Source organism: Pseudomonas sp. IPO3774 (assembly GCF_013386835.1).
Lineage (GTDB): Bacteria > Pseudomonadota > Gammaproteobacteria > Pseudomonadales > Pseudomonadaceae > Aquipseudomonas.
Window position 1 is genome coordinate 135,450 of record NZ_JACAQY010000008.1, and the last position, 19,493, is coordinate 154,942.

At 61.7% G+C, this 19,493-nt stretch carries 16 protein-coding genes; 10 read left to right on the forward strand and 6 right to left on the reverse strand.

All coding sequences use genetic code 11. The features are described 5' to 3' along the window. Positions 1-69 precede the first annotated feature (69 nt). From rarD to HYE77_RS04245, 5 genes are all read right to left on the reverse strand, one after another. Positions 70-954 (reverse strand): EamA family transporter RarD, encoded by an 885-nt coding sequence (gene rarD / locus HYE77_RS04225; RefSeq protein WP_003211079.1) that lies wholly within the window; start codon positions 952-954, stop codon positions 70-72. Positions 955-1,061: 107 nt separating this feature from the next. After that, on the reverse strand, positions 1,062-2,036 hold the full coding sequence (locus tag HYE77_RS04230; RefSeq protein WP_003211077.1) for a serine/threonine protein kinase: 975 nt from the start codon (positions 2,034-2,036) through the stop codon (positions 1,062-1,064). Positions 2,037-2,229: 193 nt separating this feature from the next. Further along, entirely contained in the window at positions 2,230-4,128 is a 1,899-nt protein-coding gene (locus HYE77_RS04235; protein ID WP_102604392.1) for a PhoX family phosphatase, read from the reverse strand. A gap of 71 nt (positions 4,129-4,199) precedes the next feature. Beyond that, positions 4,200-4,964: a TOBE domain-containing protein gene (locus HYE77_RS04240; RefSeq protein ID WP_003211075.1), complete on the reverse strand. Its 765-nt coding sequence runs from the start codon at positions 4,962-4,964 to the stop codon at positions 4,200-4,202. 57 nt (positions 4,965-5,021) lie between these two features. Continuing rightward, a complete protein-coding gene (locus tag HYE77_RS04245) occupies positions 5,022-5,759 on the reverse strand; it encodes a ComF family protein (RefSeq protein ID WP_177068446.1) in 738 nt (245 codons plus the stop codon). An 89-nt stretch (positions 5,760-5,848) separates the two neighbouring features. Here HYE77_RS04245 and bioB point away from each other — a divergent pair, with 89 nt between their 5' ends. From bioB to HYE77_RS04295, 10 genes are all read left to right on the forward strand, one after another. Then, positions 5,849-6,904: a biotin synthase BioB gene (gene bioB, locus HYE77_RS04250; protein ID WP_003211072.1), complete on the forward strand. Its 1,056-nt coding sequence runs from the start codon at positions 5,849-5,851 to the stop codon at positions 6,902-6,904. Between the two features lie 153 nt (positions 6,905-7,057). Next, positions 7,058-8,236, forward strand: coding sequence for an 8-amino-7-oxononanoate synthase (bioF, locus tag HYE77_RS04255; protein ID WP_177068447.1), 1,179 nt, complete (start codon positions 7,058-7,060; stop codon positions 8,234-8,236). Continuing rightward, a complete protein-coding gene (locus HYE77_RS04260) occupies positions 8,229-8,960 on the forward strand; it encodes an alpha/beta fold hydrolase (protein ID WP_003211068.1) in 732 nt (243 codons plus the stop codon). The genes bioF and HYE77_RS04260 overlap by 8 nt, the downstream gene beginning before the upstream one ends. Further along, positions 8,953-9,762, forward strand: a complete 810-nt coding sequence (gene bioC, locus HYE77_RS04265; RefSeq protein ID WP_177068448.1) for a malonyl-ACP O-methyltransferase BioC — start codon at positions 8,953-8,955, stop codon at positions 9,760-9,762. Before HYE77_RS04260 ends, bioC begins: the two co-directional genes overlap by 8 nt. Beyond that, a complete protein-coding gene (gene bioD / locus HYE77_RS04270) occupies positions 9,759-10,439 on the forward strand; it encodes a dethiobiotin synthase (protein WP_008434374.1) in 681 nt (226 codons plus the stop codon). The genes bioC and bioD overlap by 4 nt, the downstream gene beginning before the upstream one ends. Before the next feature lie 107 nt (positions 10,440-10,546). Further along, the gene (locus HYE77_RS04275; RefSeq protein ID WP_008434375.1) at positions 10,547-10,828 is read left to right on the forward strand and encodes a hypothetical protein; all 282 of its coding nucleotides are present in this window, start codon (positions 10,547-10,549) and stop codon (positions 10,826-10,828) included. Positions 10,829-11,166: 338 nt separating this feature from the next. Further along, the gene (locus HYE77_RS04280; RefSeq protein ID WP_087694738.1) at positions 11,167-12,972 is read left to right on the forward strand and encodes a phenylacyl-CoA dehydrogenase; all 1,806 of its coding nucleotides are present in this window, start codon (positions 11,167-11,169) and stop codon (positions 12,970-12,972) included. A gap of 206 nt (positions 12,973-13,178) precedes the next feature. Next, on the forward strand, positions 13,179-14,468 hold the full coding sequence (locus HYE77_RS04285) for a diguanylate cyclase (RefSeq protein WP_177027977.1): 1,290 nt from the start codon (positions 13,179-13,181) through the stop codon (positions 14,466-14,468). A gap of 90 nt (positions 14,469-14,558) precedes the next feature. After that, complete coding sequence (locus HYE77_RS04290; protein WP_177068449.1) at positions 14,559-16,343, forward strand: acyl-CoA dehydrogenase C-terminal domain-containing protein; 1,785 nt, start codon at positions 14,559-14,561, stop codon at positions 16,341-16,343. Positions 16,344-16,465: 122 nt separating this feature from the next. Further along, positions 16,466-18,244, forward strand: a complete 1,779-nt coding sequence (locus tag HYE77_RS04295; protein WP_102604398.1) for an acyl-CoA dehydrogenase C-terminal domain-containing protein — start codon at positions 16,466-16,468, stop codon at positions 18,242-18,244. 226 nt (positions 18,245-18,470) lie between these two features. On the opposite strand, the gene HYE77_RS04300 is transcribed toward HYE77_RS04295, so the two are convergent. Continuing rightward, positions 18,471-19,361, reverse strand: coding sequence for a LysR family transcriptional regulator (locus tag HYE77_RS04300; protein ID WP_003211052.1), 891 nt, complete (start codon positions 19,359-19,361; stop codon positions 18,471-18,473). Positions 19,362-19,493: the final 132 nt, after the last annotated feature.

Sequence of the window (19,493 nt, forward strand, 5' to 3'; positions counted from 1 at the left end):
GGATAACCTTGGGGTGAATGCCTGCAAGCCACACCGGCCGTGGCTTGCAGAGGTTTGTACGTTATTTGATCAGTTTTTTCGCACAGTCATCCAGGCGTCGATGCTGTAAACCACTAGGCCGGCCCAGATAAAGCAGAAGGCGATCAGCGTGGCGGGTGCCAGGTGTTCGTTGAACAACAGCACGGCTTCCAGCAGCACCAGGGTGGGCGCCACGTATTGCAGGAAGCCCAGGGCGGTGTAGGGCAAATGCCGTGCGGCGGCGTTGAAACACACCAGCGGGATCAGCGTCACCGGGCCTGCGGCCACCAGCCACCACGCTTCGGAGGTGCTCCAGAATTCCATCTGTGCGCTGTGGGCCGAGGGGTTGAACAGCAACCATGCGATGGCAATCGGCACCAGCATCCAGGTTTCCACCACCAGCCCGGGCAATGCCTTGACCGGCGCCTGCTTGCGGATCAACCCGTAGAAACCAAAGGTCGCCGCCAGGACCAGGGATACCCACGGCAGGCTGCCGACTTGCCAAACCTGTTGCGCCACACCTACCGCTGCCAGGCCCACGGCCACCCATTGCAGGCGGCGCAGGCGCTCGCCGAGGATCACCATGCCCAGCAGCACGTTCACCAGCGGGTTGATGTAGTAACCCAGGCTGGCCTCCAGCATGCGGCCACTGTTCACCGACCACACGTAGGTCAGCCAGTTGGCTGCGATCAAGGTGCCGCTCAGGGCCAGGATCGCCAGGCGCCTGGGGTTGTCCCGCAGTTCTCGGAGCCAGCCCGGGTGTTTCCAGACTATCAGCAGCAGACTGCCGAACAGCGCCGACCACAGCACGCGGTTGACGATGATTTCTGCGGCGGGAACGCTGGCGATGGCCTTGAAGTAGATCGGGAACAGGCCCCAGATGACGTAGGCGCTCAGGCCCAATATGTACCCGCGACGGGGGTTGGCGGCTTGCATGCAGAATCCTTGCTTAGGCAGCTAACAAAGCCGCGATTGTAAGGATATTTGTCAGCGGATGTGTGTTGAAAGTGTAGGGCCCAAGGTCAGGGCCCAGACGGCAGGGATCAGAACAGCTTCAGCGGTTCTTCGTTGAGCGCCGACAACTGTTCACGCAACGCCAGCACCTGGTCGCCCCAGTAACGTTCGCTGCCAAACCAGGGAAAGCTGTGGGGGAACGCCGGGTCGTCCCAGCGCCGTGCAAGCCAGGCGCTGTAGTGCATCAGGCGCAGGGCACGCAGGGGTTCGATCAGGGCCAGTTCGCGCGGGTCGAAGTCGTGGAATTCCTGGTAGCCGTCCATCAATTCCGACAGTTGCCCCAGGCATTCCTGACGATCACCGGCGAGCATCATCCACAGGTCCTGAACGGCGGGGCCCATGCGGCAGTCATCGAGGTCGACGATATGGAACATCTCGTCGCGGCACATCATGTTGCCGGGGTGGCAATCGCCGTGCATGCGGATGTTCTTGTGGGGCGTGGCCTTGTAGACCTCCTCCACACGCTTGAGCAGGTCGCGGGCCACGGACTCGTAGGCTGGCAGCAGGCTGCGAGGAATGAAGTTGCCTTCCAGCAGGGTGTTCAGGGAATCGTGACCGAAATTCTTCACGCCCAGGGCTTCGCGGTGTTCGAAGGGGCGGGTGGAACCGACCGCATGCAGGCGGCCGAGCAATTGGCCGAGGCGATACAACTGGTCGAGGTTGCCCGGCTCCGGTGCGCGTCCGCCACGGCGCGGGAACAGGGTGAAGCGGAAACCCGCGTGCTCGAACAGGCTTTCACCGTTGTGAATCATCGGCGCCACCACCGGCACTTCGCACTCGGCCAGTTCGAAGGTGAAGCTGTGTTCTTCGAGGATCGCTTCGTTGGTCCAGCGTTGCGGCCGATAGAACTTGGCGATCAAGGGCTCGGAGTCTTCGATGCCGACCTGGTAGACACGGTTTTCGTAGCTGTTGAGCGCGAGGATGCGGGCGTCGCTGAGGAAACCGATGCTTTCGACTGCGTCGAGCACCAGGTCAGGGGTCAGTGTTTCAAACGGGTGTGCCATGCGAACTCCTGCGCGCAGCAGGGCGCCGCGTCCGGCCGGGTATGGTAACGCACCGGGGTCGAGATAGGTGGTGACTGTTCTGACGCCTTCGCGAGCAAGTCGAATCGTCGCACCGCCGCTCCCACATTAAACCGAGTCCTGGCTTTGGAATGCGGTCAAGTGTGGGAGCGGGCTTGCTCGCGAAGAGGCCTTATCAGGCGCCGACGATCCCGCCATCATCCCGACGAATCGCCATCACCGAGGACCGTGGCTTGCCATTCGGCAGATGCTCCGGCCAGGTGGAGCCACCGGTTTCCCCCGGATGCTGAATCCCCACAAACAGGGTTTTCTGGTCCGGCGAGAAGCTGATCCCGGTCACTTCACAGGCCACCGGCCCCACCATGAACCGCCGAATTTCACCGGTCGACGGGTCGGCACACAGCATCTGGTTATTGCCCATCCCGGCAAAGTCGCCGCCGTTGCTGTAGTCGCCATCGGTGAGGATCCACAACCGCCCGGCCTTGTCGAAGCCCAGGCCGTCCGGGCTGTTGAACATGTTCTGCGGGTTGATGTTGGATGAGCCGCCCTTTGGCGTGCCGGCATGCACCGCCGGGTTGCCGGCCACCACAAACAGGTCCCAGCTGAAGTCCGGCGCGCCATGGTCATTGGCGTTGGCCTTCCAGCGCAGGATCTGCCCGTAGACGTTTTTCTCCCGCGGGTTCGGGCCGCCGACGGGCTGACCGTCTTCGCCGCGCTTGGCGTTGTTGGTCAGGGTGCAATACACCTGGCCGTCGGTGGGGCTGACCACGATCCATTCCGGGCGGTCCATGCGGGTGGCTTTCACCACGCTGGCGGCCAGGCGCGCGTGGATCAGCACTTCGGCCTGGCTGGCAAAACCGCTGTTGGCGTCGATGCCGTTCTTGCCGTAGGTCAGCTCGACCCATTGGCCCTGGCCCTTGGGATGGTCGGCATTGCCGTCGCCCGCGTCGAAGATCGCCACGTACAAGGTGCCGTGGTCCAGCAGGTCCTTGTTGGCCTTGGGATTCTTGTGATTGATCTTGTCGCGGCTGATGAACTTGTAGATGAACTCGCCGCGCTCGTCGTCGCCCATGTACACCACGGCGCGGCCGTCGCGGGTTTCCGCCAGCGCAGCATTTTCATGCTTGAAGCGGCCGAGGGCGGTGCGCTTGACCGGTGTGGATTGCGGGTCGAACGGGTCAATTTCCACCACCCAGCCATGGCGGTTGAGTTCGTTGGGATTCTTGGCCATATCGAAGCGCGGGTCGTGGGGGTGCCAGTTGATGTCTTTGCTGGCGGCCACCACGCCATAGCGTTTCTGCCCGGCGTCGAAGGTCTGTTGCGGGTTGCTGCTGCCGAAGCAGTCGGTGAAGTTCTCTTCGCAGGTGAGATACGTGCCCCACGGGGTCTTGCCGTTGGCGCAGTTCTGGAAGGTGCCAAGGACTTTTTTGCCGGTTTTGTCGGCGCTGGTTTTCAGCCAGGCATGGCCCGCCGCAGGGCCACCGAAGCGGATTGGCGAGTTGCCGTGGATGCGCCGGTTGTAGCGCGAGTCCTGGACGAACTGCCAGGTGTCGCCTTTGCGCCGTACTTCGATCACCGACACGCCTTCGCTGGCCAACGCCTTGCGCACGTCTTCGGCCGATTGCGGCGCGCCGCCGTGGGCGTAGAGGTAGCGGTAGTTGGTGTATTCGTTGTTGATCGCCATCAGCGCGCGGTTGTCGTCACCGGGGAAGGCGAACAGGCTCATGCCGTCGTTGTTGTCGCCGAACTGCTGTTCCTGGGCCTTGGCCGTGCCGTTGCCGCTGGGGTCGAAGGCCGGCGCGTTCTTGTGCAGCGGCTGGCCCCAGCTGATCAGTACCGAAGCGCTGTAGCCGGGCGGCAGGGTGATGGTGTCGCTGGTGGCCGAGGCGATGCTGGTGAAACCCAGCAATGGGCTGTTCGACGCGGCGTTGACCGCCAGGGCGCTGCGGGTCAGCAGGTTGCCGCCGAGGAACATCGCGGCACCGCACAGGGCGCCGGCGCCGATAAAACGCCGGCGGGTGAGGCCGACCATCTGTTCCAGGTCGGTGGCTTGGTTTTCTTCTAATAGGCTCATTTCAGGCTCCCTGCGGGTTTTTGCAGCCACCTTAGGGAGCAGTCGTGACGAAATTGTTGCAGTTTGAAGCGCTACACCGGAGTGCCCAGCAGCACGTTGCTGGGGGAGAACTGCACCTTCACCTGCAGGCCTTCGGCGGCATGGATCTGCGCAAGCGCGTCGGGCCGGGCCAGGGCGCAGAGAACCTGGCCGTTGGGCAAGGTGATCCGCACCTCGCTGGGGCCGTCTTCGGCATCGAGAATGGCCTCGATTTTTCCTTCCAGGCAATTGTGTCCAGGTGTTGCTGCCTGCGTGACGGCCAGTACTTCAAGCCAGCCGGCCTTGATCAGGGCGACGACTTCGGTGCCGATCTCCAGCTCCAGGCGCAAGGTGCTGTCGTGGGTGATCTGCGCATCCAGGCGCAGCCCAGCGGCCAGCTCCAGGCGAATCAGGTCATTGCGGCCGTGGCTGTCGATGGCGATCACCCGGCCGTGCAACTGGTTACGTGCGCTGGTGCGCAGCATCAGGCGGCCCAGCAGGTTGAAGTCGCTGGCGTCTTCGGCGGAATCCAGCACCTGGGCTTGCAACACCTGCAGGCGTTGGTAAAGGCGTAATACCCGCTCACCCTCGGCCGTCAACCTGGCGCCGCCACCGCCCTTGCCGCCGACGCTGCGTTCCACCAGGGGCTTTTGCGCCAGGTTGTTCAGTTCGTCGATGGCGTCCCAGGCCGCCTTGTAGCTCAGCCCCGCACTCTTTGCGGCGCGGGTGATGGAGCCTTGTTCGGCAATATGTTGCAGCAGTGCAATGCGCTGCGGGCGACGGACGATGTGTTGGCTCAAGAGGGTTGGCAGGGACATGGTTACACGCTTCGATGGAATGGGCTGACGTTGCGGGCAGGGCGCCCGCGAGTCAAGTCATGTGCCGGGCTTGGGCGTACGGGCCAGGCAATACACATCCACCTGTCGGGCGCCGGCATCCATCAACAGGCGGGCGAGACTGCTGGCGGTGGCGCCGGTGGTCAGTACGTCGTCGATCAGCGCCAAGTGCCGGCCTTTGACTTGCGCGCCGTCGGCCAGGGCGAAGGCCTGGTGCAGGTTGCGCTTGCGGGTCCTGGCGTCGAGGTCTTGCTGCGCCACGGTTTCACGCGGCCGTGACAGCAGGTGCTCATCCCAGGGGATGTTCAGGTCCTCACTCAGCCAGCGGGCGAGCATCGCCGCCTGGTTGAACCCCCGTTCCCGCAGGCGTTTGCGGGCCAGGGGCACGGGCAGCAGGCAGTCGGGGCGAGCCAGCGCGGCATCTTCATAGCGGTGTTGCAGGAATTGTCCCAACAGGTGCGCAAGCAGATGCCCCAGCGGCCAGCGGGCCTGATGCTTGAAACGGCTGATCAGGCTGTCGATGGGGAAGCTGTAGGTCCACGGCGCGACGACCTGCTTGAACGCCTGAGGTTGCTTCAAGCACTGGCCGCACACCAGGCCCGTCGCCGGCAACGGCAGTGCGCACACCTCGCAATGTTCCATCAGCCAGGGCAGCTCGGTTTCGCAGGCGCCGCAGACAGGATCGGCCGTTCCGCTGCTTTCATCGCAGATTAAACAGGCTTGGTTGCTTTTTAACCAGATGTAAACCTCGTGTTTGTTCTCAAGTTGACAGTGCATGAATCTTCCTTAAATATGCCGAGCATCCGTGTCGTACCTGTGGGTATTACTCCCACAGGGCTTGCCAAAGCATAATCAAGGAATCGCCCATGAGCGCCAGCATCACTGCCAACCTGCGTCACGATTGGTCTTTAGCCGAAGTCAAAGCGCTGTTCGTACAGCCCTTCAACGACCTGTTGTTCCAGGCGCAGACCGTGCACCGCGCGCATTTCGACGCCAACCGCGTCCAGGTTTCCACGCTGCTGTCGATCAAGACCGGCGCCTGCCCGGAAGATTGCAAATATTGTCCGCAGTCGGGCCACTACAACACGGGCCTGGAAAAAGAGAAGCTGATGGAAGTGCAGAAGGTCCTCGAAGAGGCCGCTCGCGCCAAGGCCATCGGTTCGACCCGTTTCTGCATGGGCGCCGCCTGGAAGCATCCGTCGGCCAAAGACATGCCCTACGTGCTGGAGATGGTCAAAGGCGTGAAAGCCATGGGCCTGGAAACCTGCATGACCCTCGGCCGTCTCGACCAGGACCAGACCGAAGCCCTGGCCCAGGCCGGCCTCGATTACTACAACCACAACCTCGACACGTCGCCGGAGTTCTACGGTTCGATCATCACCACCCGCACCTACGGCGAGCGCTTGCAAACCCTGGCGTACGTGCGTGATTCGGGGATGAAGATCTGCTCCGGCGGCATCCTCGGCATGGGCGAGTCCCTGGACGATCGCGCCAACCTGCTGATCCAACTGGCCAACCTGCCGGAGCATCCGGAATCGGTGCCGATCAACATGCTGGTGAAAGTTGCCGGCACGCCGCTGGAAAACGCCGACGACATCGACCCGTTCGACTTCATCCGCATGCTGGCGGTGGCGCGCATCCTGATGCCGCAGTCCCATGTGCGGCTGTCGGCCGGGCGTGAGGCGATGAACGAGCAGATGCAGGCCCTGGCATTCTTTGCTGGCGCCAACTCGATTTTCTACGGCGACAAGCTGCTGACCACTGCCAACCCGCAGGCGGACAAGGACATGCAACTGTTCTCGCGCCTGGGCATCTTGCCGGAAGCTCGTGAAGAGCACGCCGATGAAGTGCACCAGGCGGCGATCGAGCAGGCGCTGGTGGAGCAGAAGAGCAGCGAGCAGTTCTATAACGCGGCCGTTTGATAAGTCCACTTTGGAATGCCACCCAAATGTGGGAGCGGGCTTGCTCGCGAAGGCGGTGTGTCAGCCAATACATAAGCTGACTGATCCACTGCTTTCGCGAGCAAGCCCGCTCCCACATTTTTGACTGCGTTCAACCTGATCTACCGAGGTCTCATGTCTTTCGATCTCGCCGCGCGTCTTGCGGCTCGTCGTGCCGAACACCTGTATCGCCAACGTCCACTGCTGCAGAGCCCGCAAGGCCCTGACGTGGTGGTCGATGGCCAGCCGTTGCTGGCGTTCTGCAACAACGATTACCTGGGCCTGGCCAATCACCCGCAAGTGATTGAAGCCTGGCGCGCGGGCGCGGCTCGCTGGGGCGTGGGTGGCGGCGCTTCGCATCTGGTGATCGGCCACAGCACGCCGCACCATGAACTGGAAGAGGCCCTGGCCGACCTCACCGGGCGCCCGCGGGCGCTGCTGTTCACCACCGGTTACATGGCCAACCTTGGCGCCGTCACCGCGCTGGTGGGGCAGGGCGATACGGTGCTGGAAGACCGCCTTAACCACGCCTCGTTGCTGGACGCTGGTTTGCTCTCGGGTGCGCGCTTCAATCGTTACCTGCACAACGATGCTGAAAGCCTGGCCAAGCGCCTGGAGAAAGCCACCGGCAATACGCTGGTGGTGACCGACGGCGTGTTCAGCATGGACGGTGACCTGGCCGACTTGCCGGCGCTGGCCCGTGAAGCCCGAGCCAAGGGCGCGTGGCTGATGGTGGACGACGCCCATGGCTTCGGGCCTTTGGGAGCCAACGGTGGTGGGATCGTCGAGCATTTTGGCTTGAGCCAGGAAGATGTGCCGGTGCTGGTCGGCACCCTCGGCAAGGCTTTCGGTACCGCCGGCGCGTTTGTCGCGGGCAGAGAAGAGCTGATCGAAAGCCTGATCCAGTTCGCCCGCCCGTATATCTACACCACCAGCCAACCGCCGGCATTGGCCTGCGCCACGCTGAAAAGCCTGGAATTGCTGCGCACCGAGCATTGGCGCCGTGAGCATCTCAATGGGCTGATCCGCCAGTTCCGCCAGGGCGCCGAGCAGATTGGCCTGGAACTGATGGACAGTTTCACGCCGATCCAGCCGATCATGATTGGCGACAGTGCCCGCGCCGTGCGTTTGTCGCAGATGCTGCGCGAGCGCGGGCTGATGGTGACGGCGATCCGGCCACCGACCGTGCCTGCCGGTAGCGCTCGCCTGCGGGTGACCCTGACGGCGGCCCACAGCAACGCCCAGGTGCAGCTATTGTTAAGCGCATTGGAAGAGTGTTTCCGCTTGTTAGGCCAGGAGCCCGACCATGCGTGATCGACTGATATTGCTGCCTGGCTGGGGCCTCGGCGTTTCGCCGCTGGAACCGTTGGCGGCGGCGTTGCAGGGGCTGGATGAACACTTGCAGGTGCAGATCGAACCGTTGCCGGACGTGGAGTCGGACGACCTTCAAGAGTGGCTCGATGAGCTGGATTCGACCTTGCCCCAAGACGTCTGGCTGGGTGGTTGGTCCCTCGGCGGCATGCTTGCTGCCGAGTTGGCCGCCCGGCGCGGTGATCATTGTTGCGGTTTGCTCACCTTTGCCAGCAACGCAAGCTTCGTGGCCTGGTCCCGCTGGGACCATGGCATGCACGAAGAGGATTTTATTGCGTTTCTTAACGGTTGCCGCCTTGATCCGGTTGCGACGTTAAAACGCTTCAGTCTGCTTTGCGCCCGGGGCTCCAGCGATCCCCGATCACTTGCTCGGCTATTGCTGGCGGGTGCCCCTAAAACCTCCGCGCAGACCTTGCTCAGTGGTCTGGAGCTGTTGGGCCGATTGGACACCCGCCAGGCGCTGGTCGACTTTCAAGGGCCGCAGTTGCATCTGTTTGCCGGGCTGGACGGGCTGGTTCCGGCTGAAGTGGCCAGTGAGTTGTTCGCCTTGTTGCCTGACGTTGAAATCGGCCTGATTGAACAGGCCGGTCACGCTTTTCTACTGGAGGACCCCCACGGTGTGGCGGGGGCCATCCAGGCTTTTTTGCATGAGTGCGGTGATGACTGATTTGTCCCATGTGCTGCCCGGCGGCTTGCCAGACAAACGCCAGGTAGCGGCCTCCTTTTCCCGCGCAGCCGCCAGTTACGACAGCGTTGCCGAGTTGCAGCGTGCGGTGGGCAGCGAGCTGTTGCGGCGTTTGCCCGAAGGTCTTTCTCCACAACGCTGGCTGGACCTGGGCAGTGGCACGGGCTATTTCAGTCGTGTGCTGGGCCAGTCATTTGCGGGTAGCCAGGGTTTGGCCCTGGATATCGCCGAGGGCATGCTCAAACACGCCCGGCCGCTGGGCGGTGCACAACATTTCATCGCTGGCGATGCCGAGCGCTTGCCCTTGCAGGACGCCAGTTGCGGGCTGATCTACTCCAGTTTGGCGGTGCAGTGGTGCTCGGATTTCGCCGCAGTGCTCAGCGAAGCGCAGCGCGTATTGCAGCCCGGCGGCGTGCTGGCGTTTGCCAGCCTCTGCGTGGGTACGCTGGATGAGTTGCGCGAAAGCTGGCGCGCAGCGGATGGCATGGTTCATGTGAACCGCTTCCGGCCGTTCAGTGCTTATGAGCAACTGTGCGCAGCCAGTGGTTTGCGGGTGCGCAGCCTGGAGCAGCGCCCCCATGTGCTGCATTACCCCGACGTGCGCAGCCTGACCCACGAACTGAAAGCGTTGGGTGCGCACAATCTGAACCCGGGGCGCCCAGGAGGGTTGACGGGCCGGGCGCGGATTGTTGCACTGGTGCAAGCCTACGAGCAGTTCCGCCAGGCCCAGGGCCTGCCGGCAACTTATCAAGTGGTGTACGCCGTCCTGGAGAAACCTCTATGAATGCCGCTTACTTCATCACGGGGACCGACACCGACGTCGGCAAGACCACCGTCGCTGCCGGCCTGCTGCATGCCGCGCGGCAAGCCGGCAAAAGTACGGCGGCGGGCAAGCCGGTAGCCTCTGGGTGCCAGCTGACGCCCAAGGGCCTGCGCAATTCGGACGCCCTGGCGTTGCTGGCCGAGTGTTCGTTGCCGTTGAGTTATGCCGAGGTCAACCCGGTGGCCTTCGAGCCGGCCATCGCGCCGCATCTGGCGGCCCGTGAAGCCGGCGTGGCGCTGACGGTGCAGTCGTTGTTGAAACCCATGCAGCACGTTCTCGCCAAGCAGGCGGACTTCACCTTGATCGAAGGTGCGGGCGGCTGGCGTGTGCCATTGGCGGACCAGGACAATTTGTCGGACCTGGCCCAGGCGCTGAAGCTGCCGGTGATCCTGGTGGTGGGTGTACGGCTGGGGTGTATCAGCCACGCGTTGTTGACCGCAGAAGCCATCGCCCGGGACGGGTTGCCGCTGGCGGGCTGGGTGGCCAATATCATCGACCCCAAGACCTCTCGTCTGGAAGAAAACCTCGCGACCCTGGCTGAACGACTCCCCGCGCCATGCCTGGGAAGGGTGCCCAAGCTCAAGCATCCCAGCGCCGAAGCGGTCGCCGCGTACTTGCAACTGGACCTGCTTGACTAGTTTTGCCTATCGCGAAGGCATTATGCCATTAGTGTTTTTGACGGGCGTTTTGCCGGTAGGTCTGCTTCAATAACAGTTCACGATTCTCTTATAGGCAGGTTCACGCCATGGAAATCTCTGGTAGCAGTGCGTTTTACTCGGGACTGAGCGCGATTCAGACCGGGCAGAACCGTGTCGACCAGGCCGCCGGCAAGATTGCCAGCGCCGCCACTTCCCAGCCTTCGGACGCGCAAAATGATCGTTTGCGTTCGGTAGACGCCAATCAGGCCAGCAACTCGGCGAGCAACATGGTCGAGATGGCCCAAGGCAAGTTCCAGGTTGAACTGGGCGCCAAAGTCGCCAAGGCTTCCGACGAAATGCTCGGCACGTTGATCGATACTTACGCATAACCCCCCCCTCTTATCGTGCGAGCTGGCTTCTCTGTGGGAGCTGGCTTGCCTGCGATAGCGTCACCTCGATCCTCCTGATACACCGCGGCGCCCGCATCGCAGGCAAGCCAGCTCCCACATTGATCGTCACCGCTCAATAATCTTTTTCCCCCTGAATCGTCATGCGGCATTTCGCTGCAGGCCTTGCCGTGCCTGACGTTGACCTGCGTCATGACAAACGGCGTTTGCACGACGCTTGACAAGGATAGGTCGTAAACGTATGTTTCAAACAACTGTTTGACCGCTACAACAATCCACGCGGTTGTTCATCCCAGATACATCAGCAGAGGTTTATCGCTATGCCTGACTACAAGGCCCCCTTGCGTGATATTCGCTTCGTTCGTGACGAACTGCTTGGCTATGAAGCGCACTATCAGAGCCTGCCGGCTTGCCAGGACGCTACCCCGGACATGGTTGACGCCATTCTCGAAGAAGGCGCCAAGTTCTGTGAGCAGGTACTGGCACCGCTGAACCGCGTGGGTGATATCGAAGGTTGCACCTGGAGCGAGTCAGGCGTTAAGACCCCTACCGGTTTCAAAGAAGCCTACAAACAGTTCGTTGAAGGCGGCTGGCCAAGCCTGGCCCACGACGTGGCGCACGGTGGCCAGGGCCTGCCGGAATCCCTGGGTCTGGCGGTCAGCGAAATGGTCGGCGAAGCCAACTGGTCGTGGGGCATGTACCCGGGCCTGTCCCATGGCGCGATGAACACCATTTCCGAGCACGGCACTCCCGAGCAGCAAGAGGCTTACCTGACGAAACTGGTGTCGGGCGAGTGGACCGGCACCATGTGCCTGACCGAACCGCACTGCGGCACCGACCTGGGCATGCTGCGCACCAAGGCCGAGCCTCAGGCTGATGGTTCCTACAAGGTTTCCGGTACCAAGATCTTCATCTCGGCCGGCGAACACGACATGGCCGACAACATCGTCCACATCGTGCTGGCTCGCCTGCCGGACGCACCGGCTGGCACCAAAGGCATTTCGCTGTTCATCGTTCCCAAGTTCGTACCAAACGCCGACGGTTCGATTGGCGAACGCAACGCGGTGTCCTGTGGTTCCCTGGAACACAAGATGGGTATCCACGGCAACGCCACCTGCGTGATGAACTTCGACGCGGCCACCGGTTTCCTGATCGGCCCGGCGAACAAAGGCCTGAACTGCATGTTCACCTTTATGAACACCGCTCGCCTGGGCACCGCGCTGCAAGGCCTGTCCCACGCTGAAATCGGCTTCCAGGGCGGCCTCAAATACGCTCGCGACCGCCTGCAAATGCGCTCCCTGACTGGCCCGAAAGCGCCGGACAAGGCCGCTGACCCGATCATCGTGCACCCTGACGTGCGCCGCATGCTGCTGACCATGAAAGCCTTCGCCGAAGGCAACCGCGCGATGGTGTACTTCACCGCCAAGCAGGTTGACGTGGTCAAGTACGGCACTGACGACGAAGCCAAGAAACAGGCTGACGCACTGCTGGCGTTCATGACCCCGATTGCCAAGGCGTTCATGACCGAAGTCGGTTTTGAAGCCGCCAACCACGGCGTGCAAATCTACGGCGGCCACGGCTTCATCGCCGAGTGGGGCATGGAGCAGAACGTTCGCGACAGCCGCATTTCGATGCTGTACGAAGGCACCACCGGCATTCAGGCCCTAGACCTGCTGGGCCGTAAAGTGCTGATGACCCAGGGCGAAGCGCTGAAGGGCTTCACCAAGATCGTCCACAAGTTCTGCCAGGCCAACGAAGGCAACGAAGCCGTACAGGAATTCGTTGCACCGCTGGCGGCACTGAACAAAGAGTGGGGCGAGTTGACCATGAAGGTCGGCATGGCGGCCATGAAAGACCGCGAAGAAGTCGGTGCCGCTTCGGTGGATTACCTGATGTACTCCGGTTATGCCTGCCTGGCTTACTTCTGGGCCGACATGGCCCGCCTGGCCGCCGAGAAACTGGCTGCCGGCACCAGCGAAGAAGGCTTCTACACCGCCAAGCTGCAGACTGCGCGCTTCTACTTCCAGCGCATCCTGCCGCGTACCCGCACCCACGTTGCAACCATGCTGTCGGGCGCCAACAACCTGATGGACATGAAAGAAGAGAACTTCGACCTGGGCTACTAAGCCTCGGCCAGTTCGCTTCAAAAGCCGCCACTCCTTCGGGAGCGGCGGTTTTTTTTGCGCGATAAAAAACCACAGTACCGCACTCAGGGATTGCTCCGAGCGGCCGTTACAGTGATGGCAATGTGATACGCATCACATTGAATGTGCTTAACTGTGATCAGTGAAGGCACTGTGCCATCTTTTTTTTGTGGGTCGGAGCTTTACCCTTGTCGCGCGCGTCTGCTGTACGTTTCAGTCATTTTTTACCTTCACTGCTTTTACTGCTGGCGGGGCTCTCGGCTGCGTATGTGAAGGATCTCAATGTGTTCTTCACTTCACTGTTCAATGTGCTGCCGACCCTCGTGCTGCTGCTGGGCGGCTCGTACTGCGCGGTCTACCGGCGCCAGCGAGAGCTGTTCCTGATGATCACGGTGTACGTGGTCTATTTCCTGCTGGATACCCAGACCGATTACTACCGCGATAACGGTCGCGTGCGGGACGACGCGGCCGTGGTCTTCCATCTGTGTTGCCTGTTGTTACCGTTGCTGTTCGGCATCTACGCGGTCTGGCAAGAAAAAACCCACCTGTTTCGCGACTTCATCGCACGCTGCGCGGTGCTGTTTGCGGTAGGCAGCGTGGCACTTGCCCTTGAACAAAGTTTCCCCCATGCCTTGTTGAGCTGGTTGGCCGAAATTCGCTGGCCCGCCTTGCATGGACGCTGGATGAGCCTGATCCAGCTGTCCTATCCGATGTTCCTGATTGGTTTTGTGACCCTGGCCGCGCAGTACTGGTATCAACCAAGACCGCTGCACGCCGCGCAGTTGGTAGGGTTGCTGGGGTTGTTCTGGATGTTGCCGCAGACGTTCATCCTGCCGTTCACCCTGAACATCATGTGCAGCCAGGTGATGCTGATGATTGCTGCCGGGGTGGCCCACGAGGCTTATCAAATGGCCTTCCGTGACGAGCTGACCGGGTTGCCGGGCCGCCGCGCGCTCAATGAGCGCATGCAGCGCCTGGGGCGCAATTATGTGCTGGCCATGGGCGACGTCGATCACTTCAAGCGTTTCAACGATACCCATGGCCACGACGTGGGCGACCAGGTACTGCGCCTGGTCGCCAGCAAGCTGTCCAAGGTCAACGGCGGCGGCCGGGCCTACCGCTATGGCGGTGAGGAATTTGCCGTGGTATTCGCCGGCAAGACCCTGGATGAATGCCTGCCGCACCTGGAAGAGATCCGCGAAATCATCGCCAACTACGACATCAAGCTGCGTAACCCGGACCGTCCCCACGACGACCAGCAGGGGCGCCAGCGTCGTGTAGGCAATGGCGCTTCCAGCGTGTCGGTGACCGTCAGCATCGGCGTGGCCGAACGCCAGGCCGAGCAGCGCAGCCCTGAAGAAGTGCTCAAATCCGCCGACCAGGCGCTGTACAACGCCAAGGGTGCGGGGCGTAACTGCGTGGTCGCTGCGGGGCAGACCCGCCGCGGCGCGGTCCGCATGGACAGCGCTGCCGGTTGAGTGATGGTGGTGTATTCAGCGGCCCTACAGTGATTGTCCGGTGGGCCGTGCGGCAGTAGGTTGAAGGCATCTGCTGCCGGAGACATTGCCATGCCTGACTATAAAGCTCCCCTGCGCGACATGCGCTTTCTGATCGATCACGTCTTTGACTTCCACGGCCATTACGCCGCGCTGGGTGCAAGCGATGCCAGCCCGGACATGGTCGGCGCAATCCTCGAGGAAGGTGCGAAGTTCTGCGAAAACGTCCTGGCGCCGTTGAACCGCTCCGGCGATGAAGAAGGCTGCCATTTCGACAACGGTGTGGTGACCACGCCCAAGGGCTTCAAGGAAGCCTTCGCGCAGTACGTGGAAGGCGGCTGGCACGGTTTGGCGGCTGACCCGGCCTACGGCGGGCAGGGCTTGCCAATGTCCCTGGGCCTGGTGCTCGCGGAGATGATCTCCTCCAGCAATACGTCCTGGGGCATGTACCCCGGCCTGACCCACGGTGCGATGTCGGCGATCCGTGCCCACGGCACTGAAGAGCAGAAAAACACCTACCTGAGAAAACTCACCGCGGGCCAGTGGACCGGCACCATGTGCCTGACCGAAGCCCATTGCGGCACCGACCTGGGCCTGATCAAGACCCGCGCCGTCCCGCAGGCCGACGGCAGTTATGCAGTCACCGGCAGCAAGATTTTCATCTCGGCCGGCGAGCATGACATGAGTGACAACATCATCCACCTGGTGCTGGCCAAGCTGCCGGATGCGCCGGCCGGCACCAAGGGAATCTCGCTGTTTATCGTGCCCAAGTTCCATGCCGACTCGGGCGAGCGCAACACGATGAGTTGCGGCTCCATCGAGCACAAGATGGGCATCAAGGCGTCGGCCACCTGCGTGCTGAACTTCGATGGCGCCCGGGGTTTCCTGATTGGTGAGGCGAACAAGGGCCTCAACTGCATGTTCACCATGATGAACCATGCGCGCCTGGGCACCGGCATGCAGGGCCTTTGCCTGGGGGAAGCGAGCTTCCAGGGTGCGATCAAGTACGCCAACGACCGCTTGCAGATGCGCTCGCTGACCGGCGCCAAGGCACCCGAAAAAGCCGCTGATCCAATCATCGTCCACCCGGATGTGCGGCGCATGTTGCTGACCATGAAAGCCTTCAATGAAGGCAACCGCGCATTGACCTACTTCTCGGCACAGTTGCTCGATACAGCACACCTGAGTGGCGACGAGGGGCAACGCCAGGAAGCCGAAGACCTGTTGGCCTTCCTTACGCCGATCTGCAAGGCGTTCATGACCGAAACCGGGCTGGAGGTGACCAACCACGGCATGCAGGTGTTCGGTGGCCATGGCTTCATTCGTGAATGGGGCATGGAGCAACTGGTTCGCGATTGCCGGATTGCGCCGATCTATGAAGGGACCAACGGCATCCAGGCCCTGGATTTGCTCGGGCGCAAGGTGCTCGGCAGCCAGGGCAAGCTGCTGCGCGGCTTTACCAAAATCGTCCACAAGTTTTGCGCGGCCAACGCCGAACATCCGCAACTCAAGGCCCATGTGGCTCAGCTCAACCAGTTGAATCAGCAGTGGGGTGAGCTGACGGTCAAGGTAGGCATGGCAGCCATGAAAAACCCGGATGAAGTCGGCGCTGCAGCCCTGGATTACCTGATGTACAGCGGCTACATCATCCTTGCCTACTTATGGCTGCGCATGGCGCTGGTGGCGCAGGAGCAGTTGGACAGCGGTAGCGGTGATGCCGATTACGCCCGAGGCAAGCTGGCGACCTGCGAGTTCTACTTCAAGCGCCTGCTACCGCGCACGGCCGCGCACCGGGCGGCGGTGGAGGCGGGCAGTGAGTGCCTGATGAGTCTGCCGGCGGAGCTGTTTGCGCTTTAGTGACCGTAAAATACTTGTTGGTCACAAGCAGACCCTATGTGTCACAAAAGTTGTTCGGTTACACTCGGGGTCTGTAAAACCGACCCCACCCGAATAACGTTAAAGTTCTCACGAGGTTTGCCATGGCTGACTACAAAGCGCCGCTGCGCGATATGCGCTTCGTCCTCAACGAAGTTTTCGAGGTCGCCAAACTCTGGGCCCAACTGCCCGCGCTGGCAGAAACCGTCGACGCCGAGACCGTTGAGGCAATCCTCGAAGAAGCCGGCAAAGTCACCTCCAAGACCGTCGCCCCGCTCAGCCGCGGCGGCGACGAAGAAGGCTGCCGCTGGGAGAATGGCGCGGTCTTCACCCCGGCTGGCTTCAAGGACGCCTACAAAACCTACGCTGAAGGCGGTTGGGTAGGTGTTGGCGGCGACCCGGCGTACGGCGGCATGGGCATGCCCAAGGCAGTATCGGCCCAGGTAGAAGAGATGATCAACTCCTCGGGCCTGGCCTTCGGCCTCTACCCGATGCTGACCTCCGGCGCCTGCGTGTCGATCAACACCCACGCCAGTGAAGAGCTCAAGGCCACTTATCTGCCGAATATGTACTCCGGCGTGTGGGCCGGTTCCATGTGCCTGACCGAACCTCATGCCGGCACTGACCTTGGGATAATTCGGACCAAGGCCGAGCCTCAGGCAGACGGTTCCTACAAGGTCAGCGGCACCAAGATCTTCATCACCGGTGGCGAGCACGACCTCACCGAGAACATCATCCACCTGGTGCTGGCCAAGCTGCCGGACGCACCGGCGGGTCCCAAGGGTATTTCGCTGTTCCTGGTGCCCAAGTTCATGGTCAATGCCGACGGCAGCCTGGGGGCGCGCAATCCGGTGACCTGCGGCTCCATCGAACACAAGATGGGCATCCAGGCGTCTGCGACCTGCGTGATGAACTTCGACGAAGCCGTGGGCTACCTCGTGGGCGAGCCTAACCGTGGCCTGGCCGCGATGTTCACCATGATGAACTACGAGCGCCTGGGTGTGGGCATCCAGGGCTTGGCCTCCGGTGAGCGCTCTTATCAGAACGCTATCGAATATGCGCGCGACCGCCTGCAAAGCCGTTCGCCAACCGGTCCGAAAGCCAAGGACAAGGTCGCTGACCCAATCATCGTCCACCCGGACGTGCGGCGCATGCTGCTGACCATGAAAGCCTCGAACGAAGGTGGCCGTGCGTTCTCCACCTATGTGGCGATGCAGCTCGACACCGCCAAGTTCAGCGAAGACGCCACCGTCCGCAAACGCGCGGACGATCTGGTTGCTCTGCTGACCCCGGTTGCCAAGGCGTTCCTGACCGACCTGGGCCTGGAAACCACCGTGCACGGCCAGCAGATTTTCGGCGGCCACGGCTACATTCGCGAATGGGGCCAGGAGCAACTGGTGCGTGATGTGCGCATCACCCAGATCTACGAAGGCACCAACGGCATTCAGGCCCTGGACCTGGTGGGACGCAAGATCGTCGGCAGCGGTGGGGCGTTCTACAAGCTGTTCGCTGATGAGATCCGCCATTTCACCGCCACTGCCGGCGCCGAACTGGCCGAATTCACCAAGCCGCTGAACGCGGCCGTGGATGACCTGGACGAACTGACCGCCTGGCTGCTGGACCGCGCCAAATCCAACCCGAATGAAATCGGCGCGGCATCCGTGGAATACCTGCACGCGTTCGGCTACATGGCTTATGCCTACATGTGGGCCCTGATGGCCAAGGCGGCTCTGGGTAAAGAGGCTCAGGAAGACTTCTACGCGAGCAAGCTGGGCACCGCGCGTTTCTACTTTGCGCGCTTGCTGCCGCGGATCGCGTCCCTCAGCGCCTCGGTAAAAGCCGGTAGCGAATCGCTGTTCTTGCTGGATGAAGCACTGTTCTAAGGACTTGGAGGGCGTGTAAGCATTCTCTTACATGACGTGCTGCTATTCGTCCTCTATCGCCAAATTGGATCCACGGATAATCTACTTCACATGGACGTCGCGCAGGAAGCGCAAAGCAACAACACGGACACGTAGGATTCTGCCAGGAAGGCGGAGTGAAATGGATGTCAGGGAAACAGTCTGCAAAGCCCCGCTTCGGCGGGGTTTTCTTTTGCCTGCGAAAAAGTCAGGCGGGCGCGTTCATCACGTCTTCCAGCAGCGTGCGCAACAATTCCAGCGTCGCCTGCTGGCGCTGCACATCCCGGCACACCAACCCCACTTTCAACGGCACCCGTGGTTCGCTCAAGGGTTTCCACAGCAACGCCTTGCTGTTGTGTTCATCCTGGGAGCGTCCGGGAAGCACCGTCGCCAGCTTGGTGTGGGGCAGGCTGTCGAGAATCCCCGCCATCGTATTCAACTCGGCCTGCACTTGCGGGCGTCGGCCCAGGTTGGCCAATTGACCTTGCCATATCTGGCGCACCTGAAACTCTTCCCCCAGCAGCAACATGGGTAACTCGGCGGCTTGCTTCAGGGAGACTTTCTTGAATTCCCGCAGCGGGTGATCAGCCGGGATGACCACCTTCAGTTCATCTTCATACAGCAGCACGCCGTGCAGCCCCGGCTGGCGTGGCGGCAGGTAGCTGATGCCGATATCCAGCGAGCCGTTGAGCAGCCGGCGTTCGATTTCCATCCCGGTCAGCTCGTAGATCTGTACGACCAGGTGCGGCTGGGCCTTGCGCACTCGTTCGAGCATCTGCGGCACCAGGCTGGTGTGCACGGTTTGCAGCACGCCGATCGCCAAGGTGCGCAGTGCCTGGCCCTTGAAGTTGCGCAGTGCTTCCACCGCGTGCTGCATACCGTCGAGCAAGGGCAGGGCGTGGTTATACAAAGTGTGGGCGGCGAGGGTCGGCAGCAGGCGCTTGCTGCTGCGTTCGAACAGGCTCACATCAAGGTTTTGCTCGAGCTGGCGAATCTGCTGCGACAAAGCTGGCTGGGAGATCGACAGGCGCTCCGCTGCCCGCCCCACATGGCCTTCTTCGTACACCGCGACGAAATAACGCAGTTGCTTGAAATCCATAAGTAATGCTTATCGAAAATGCTGGAAAATCGAAATGGCCGAGTGCCCCCAAGGCGCCTAGTCTAGCGCCTATTCACAGGGCTTACAGGGCCGGAAAGCAAGATGAGTAGTGTTTATGTTGACGGTGTTTGC

Excerpts from the sequence above, each read along its gene's own strand:
- rarD (WP_003211079.1), bottom strand. The coding sequence starts at position 954 with ATGCAAGCCGCCAACCCCCGTCGCGGGTACATATTGGGCCTGAGCGCC.
- HYE77_RS04230 (WP_003211077.1), bottom strand. The coding sequence starts at position 2,036 with ATGGCACACCCGTTTGAAACACTGACCCCTGACCTGGTGCTCGACGCA.
- HYE77_RS04235 (WP_102604392.1), bottom strand. The coding sequence starts at position 4,128 with ATGAGCCTATTAGAAGAAAACCAAGCCACCGACCTGGAACAGATGGTC.
- HYE77_RS04240 (WP_003211075.1), bottom strand. The coding sequence starts at position 4,964 with ATGTCCCTGCCAACCCTCTTGAGCCAACACATCGTCCGTCGCCCGCAG.
- HYE77_RS04245 (WP_177068446.1), bottom strand. The coding sequence starts at position 5,759 with ATGCACTGTCAACTTGAGAACAAACACGAGGTTTACATCTGGTTAAAA.
- bioB (WP_003211072.1), top strand. The coding sequence starts at position 5,849 with ATGAGCGCCAGCATCACTGCCAACCTGCGTCACGATTGGTCTTTAGCC.
- bioF (WP_177068447.1), top strand. The coding sequence starts at position 7,058 with ATGTCTTTCGATCTCGCCGCGCGTCTTGCGGCTCGTCGTGCCGAACAC.
- HYE77_RS04260 (WP_003211068.1), top strand. The coding sequence starts at position 8,229 with ATGCGTGATCGACTGATATTGCTGCCTGGCTGGGGCCTCGGCGTTTCG.
- bioC (WP_177068448.1), top strand. The coding sequence starts at position 8,953 with ATGACTGATTTGTCCCATGTGCTGCCCGGCGGCTTGCCAGACAAACGC.
- bioD (WP_008434374.1), top strand. The coding sequence starts at position 9,759 with ATGAATGCCGCTTACTTCATCACGGGGACCGACACCGACGTCGGCAAG.
- HYE77_RS04275 (WP_008434375.1), top strand. The coding sequence starts at position 10,547 with ATGGAAATCTCTGGTAGCAGTGCGTTTTACTCGGGACTGAGCGCGATT.
- HYE77_RS04280 (WP_087694738.1), top strand. The coding sequence starts at position 11,167 with ATGCCTGACTACAAGGCCCCCTTGCGTGATATTCGCTTCGTTCGTGAC.
- HYE77_RS04290 (WP_177068449.1), top strand. The coding sequence starts at position 14,559 with ATGCCTGACTATAAAGCTCCCCTGCGCGACATGCGCTTTCTGATCGAT.
- HYE77_RS04295 (WP_102604398.1), top strand. The coding sequence starts at position 16,466 with ATGGCTGACTACAAAGCGCCGCTGCGCGATATGCGCTTCGTCCTCAAC.
- HYE77_RS04300 (WP_003211052.1), bottom strand. The coding sequence starts at position 19,361 with ATGGATTTCAAGCAACTGCGTTATTTCGTCGCGGTGTACGAAGAAGGC.